A 4,045-nucleotide genomic window follows, 5' to 3' on the forward strand; every position below is an offset into this window, starting at 1 on the left:
CGCCAACGGCGAGATCTACGGCGAGTTCCGTGTCAACGGCGATAAGGTCTGGGCCTGGGACAAGAAAAACAGTGCCCGCTCTGAGCAGCTCAAGAAAAACGGCGATGTTATCGAGATTCTCTCCAAGAGCGTCAGTGAGGCACTGGAAGACAAGGGGACGTCGGCAGGAGCGATCTCTCCAGCCTACCCCATGAACTGCTACGAGGGCCAGCAGAACCCCAGCTATGTTTTCGAGGGCTCTATTAAAGACAATGACGGCGGCGGCTCCAAAGACGACTACATGGGTAGCTTCAAGTTCACCCTGAAACCCCGTGCGATCTTCGGCGTGCTGGACGGCGGCGGCAAACCGGTTCCTGGTAAGCCCCTGGCCGGGTTCCCAGAAGGCCAGAACTGGCAGTTCAGCAGTGTTGATGGCAAGCGAGTCTTCACCGCGGAGATTCCCTACAGCGGTAAAAAACAAAATGGTGACTCACGGCTCTACCTACGGATTGAGGAAGTCGGAGGACTCTAAACACCATACAAAAGCAACTTAAAACCCTGACGATCACCGCGCTGAGTACGCTCAGCGTGGTGATCACTCTGGCTCCCACACAGGCAGCAAAGCAAGCAACAAACTGGCGTGTGATTGTTAGGAAAAAAGGGCACCACTCTCTTTGATTTTACGGTTCCCACAGGCACGACACTCTCGGGCGAGCTGATGGGTCTGGATGAAGACGATATCCTTGGGCAGGAAGGCTTCCCCGAGCTGACAGCCCATACCCAGCGCACGATCAGCAACTCCGTGTCCTTCAAAAACTCCAGTTACTTTGGCTCTGATTGGAACTCTAGAGTCAAGTATAGAATCAAGATCACACCTACGAATAACCAGACGAATCTTTAGGATCGCAACGGTTAAAAATAAGTCGTGGAGAATGAGCGACATGGCAATAATAGTCCCCCTGGCTTCGGCCCAGACAATTAATGTAACGGTAGACGGCGACGTCATCCTTTTTGTAGGGCAGCCCCCGGTGGAACAGCGGGGTATGGTACTGGTTCCTTTGCGCGGCGTTTTTGAGAAGCTGGGAGCGACGGTCGCCTACGACGGTGCGAGTAGGACGATCCGCGCGGTCAAGGGCACCACGGAGGTGACTCTGCGGCTAGGCTCTACCGAGGCGTTTGTCAATGGCCAGAGGCAGACCCTGGCCCTGCCCGCCCAGACCCAGCAAGGCACCACACTAGTTCCCCTGCGCTTTGTCTCTGAGGCACTCGGAGCGCAGGTGAGCTGGCGCGGGGTGAGCCGAACGGTCGTCATCCAAACGAGCGGCAGCGCCTCCCCGGTGCCCCTTCCGACAGCCTCCCCGGTGGAGGTCAGCTCCCTCACCCACGATGCTCAGCGCCCCCTGCGGGGCGGTGAGCGGCTCGTGGTTACCCTGCTGGGCACTCCGGGGGGCACGGGCACCTTCTCAGTCTCGGGGATAGAGAGCGCCCGCGAGCTGCCGCTCCGCGAGCAGAGCGTGGGAACCTACACGGGTGCCTTCACGGTTCCTCTCGGGGTACAGGTTAAAAATGCACCGCTGTTTGCGTCGCTGAGGAGAGGCGGACTTGCCTCACCGCTGATCCAGGCAGCACAGCCCGTGACCGTGGATGGGATCGGGCCGCAGCTTGCTAATCTCTCGCCCGCCTCCGACACCACAGCCGCTCCCAGCAAGCTCCTGATCTACGCCACGCTCGCCGATACAGGGACGGGGATAGATACCAGCGCACTGCACCTGCTGGTCAATGGAAAAGATGTCACCGGACAGGCCACAGTCACCGAGGCATTTTTCTCCTACCGACCCGATACGGCTCTCCCCGCTGGCAAGACCAGTGTGACTGTCGTGGCAAGAGACCTGGCAGGCAACGAAACGCGCCGCGAGTGGAGCTTCCAGCTCAGTGCAACCGCCCCCACTGCTCCTGTGCCCAACCCCGCTGCGCCTCTGCTCAAACCGACGATCCTGACTCCGGCGGCCAATACAGCGGTGGGCGACAAGGTCACGATTACCGGAAAAGCCGCCCCCGATGCCCTCGTGCGCTATCGTCTGACGTTCCAGGGAACGTTTTTAATTCTGCCCACGGATGGTGTTGTCACCGACGGGGAGGTACGCGCCGACAAAAAAGGACTCTGGAGCATTCCGGAAATCCGTCTTCAGACGCCACTTGGAGTCTCTAAACTAACCTACACACTGGAAGCCACCACTGTGGGAGTAAGCGATGCCCTCTCAGAAACTGCCAGTATCACCTTTAAAAAATAGGTTCGACTCGCTCCGTGATGGCTTCACCAGCCCTGTGGTATCATGGCGTGCGTGATTGGGCAGGAACCAGAGGGAGTCTATGAGAAGCGCTGGGCAATGTTTCGCATTCGTCCGAGCGACTTGCTGGATCTGCTCCAGTTTATGTCCCGCCACGATGTGGATCTGAAGGCCGAGCCTCTGCCCCCCGATGTCCGCACTGCCGATGCCTTCTACGATAGCGAGCAGGAGCAGTGCGTTCTGGTACTAGAGAGCGCCTTCTACACTCCCGTTCAAGCGCGGCTCTTTCGAGGGCGCTGGAGCGGTGGGTGGGACGAGATTATCTTCGCCCTCAACGACGATGCACCACCGCCGGTGCGACCGCGCTCCCTCCCACAGGATGTGCGCTGGGAGGCGTATTTCATTCCCCCGGAGTGCCTCATCCAGCTCCTCCAGACCATTGCCAGTGGCGAGAGCTACAACCTCCCCCCACTGCCCCCCGACACTCAGGTCATGGATGCTTTCTACGATAGCGAGCGCGCCGCCTTTGTGCTCTTTCTGGAGAGCAGCTTCTTTGACAAGGCCAATGTGGAGAGCGAGGGAGGAAATACCCATATCGGGATGCCCGAGCGGCACTTGAACCTGACACGGGGCGAGAAACCAACGTGAAAGTAGTGTTAATTTGAGAGTGTTAGTTACAGGCGGTGGAACGGGCGGCCATGTGAGCCCCGCCCTAGCCGTGATCCAGGTTCTTCGCAACCGAGACCATGGGATTGTAATTCGCTATGTCGGCAGTGAGACAGGGATCGAGGCGCGGCTGGCACGCGAGGCAGGTCTAGAGTTTGTGGGAGTGGCCAGCGGGAAGCTACGCCGCTCGTCGAGAGGACCACTGGGCCTCCTGACGGGGGCGAACCTCCGCGATGCTTTTAAAGTGCCACAAGGCTTTTTCCAGGCCCTTAAGGCCGTCAAGGAGTTCAAGCCCGATGTGGTTCTGGCGACCGGTGGCTATGTCTCGGTTCCTGCTGTTCTGGCCGCCGCGACACTGCGCATTCCGATTCTCACCCATGAGCAGACTGTCACGGTAGGGCTAGCCAATAAGATCAACGGGCGCTATGCTAAGCGCATCGCCTTAAGCTTCGCCGGAGCGCTGGAGGAGCTACCGCCGGAGCTACGCAAGAAGGCCTTTGTGACCGGCAACCCCGTGCGGGAAGTGATTTTCGCAGGCCACGCGGAGAGCGCCGTCCGCCGCTTTGGCTTCGATCCGGTGGATGAGTGCCTGCCCTGTGTCTATGTGACGGGAGGCGCACAGGGATCACAGACCCTCAACAGTGCTATCAAAGCGGCACTCCCCACACTCCTTCAGCAAGCACGGGTGCTCCACCAGTGTGGCGAGCACGATGCCGCCGCCCTCCTGGCGCACCACAAGACCCTCCCCGTGCAGCTCCAGCGCCGCTGGGTAGTGCGGCCATTTATCCAGTCCGATGAGCTTGGAGATGCCTATGCGCTCGCCAATCTTCTTGTCAGCCGCTCCGGCGCGGGCACGGTCACGGAGGCGTGTGCGCTCGGCAAGCCCGCCATCTTTGTCCCCTTGGTTCCTGCCAGTGGCGATGAACAGACCCGCAATGCCCAGCGCCTCGTGGACGCGGGCGCAGCCCTGATCGTCAAGCAGAGCGAGTGCTCCGGCGAGAGTCTGCTGGCCGCGATTCTTCCCCTCCTGGATGCCCCCTCACGGCGGGCCGCTATGGGCAGCAAGGCCAAGAAGCTCGCCACCCCACGTGCCGCCGAAGACCTCGCGGATG

General features: G+C 60.1%; 5 protein-coding genes. All 5 read left to right on the forward strand.

All coding sequences use genetic code 11. From position 1 onward, the window contains the following. Positions 1-511, forward strand: a 511-nt coding sequence (locus ACH2EH_RS15080; protein WP_395142866.1) for a hypothetical protein, incomplete at its 5' end; no start/stop codon positions are given. Positions 512-625: 114 nt separating this feature from the next. Further along, positions 626-880 carry a hypothetical protein gene (locus tag ACH2EH_RS15085; RefSeq protein ID WP_395142867.1) on the forward strand — a complete coding sequence of 85 codons (255 nt, stop codon included), beginning with the start codon at positions 626-628 and terminating at the stop codon, positions 878-880. Between the two features lie 40 nt (positions 881-920). After that, a complete protein-coding gene (locus tag ACH2EH_RS15090) occupies positions 921-2,270 on the forward strand; it encodes a stalk domain-containing protein (RefSeq protein ID WP_395142868.1) in 1,350 nt (449 codons plus the stop codon). 42 nt (positions 2,271-2,312) lie between these two features. Continuing rightward, entirely contained in the window at positions 2,313-2,915 is a 603-nt protein-coding gene (locus tag ACH2EH_RS15095; protein WP_395142869.1) for a hypothetical protein, read from the forward strand. 19 nt (positions 2,916-2,934) lie between these two features. After that, positions 2,935-4,045, forward strand: a 1,111-nt coding sequence (gene murG, locus ACH2EH_RS15100) for an undecaprenyldiphospho-muramoylpentapeptide beta-N-acetylglucosaminyltransferase (RefSeq protein ID WP_395142870.1), incomplete at its 3' end; no start/stop codon positions are given.

Origin of the sequence: Armatimonas sp. (assembly GCF_043760365.1) — a bacterium.
Taxonomy (GTDB): Bacteria; Armatimonadota; Armatimonadia; order Armatimonadales; family Armatimonadaceae; genus Armatimonas.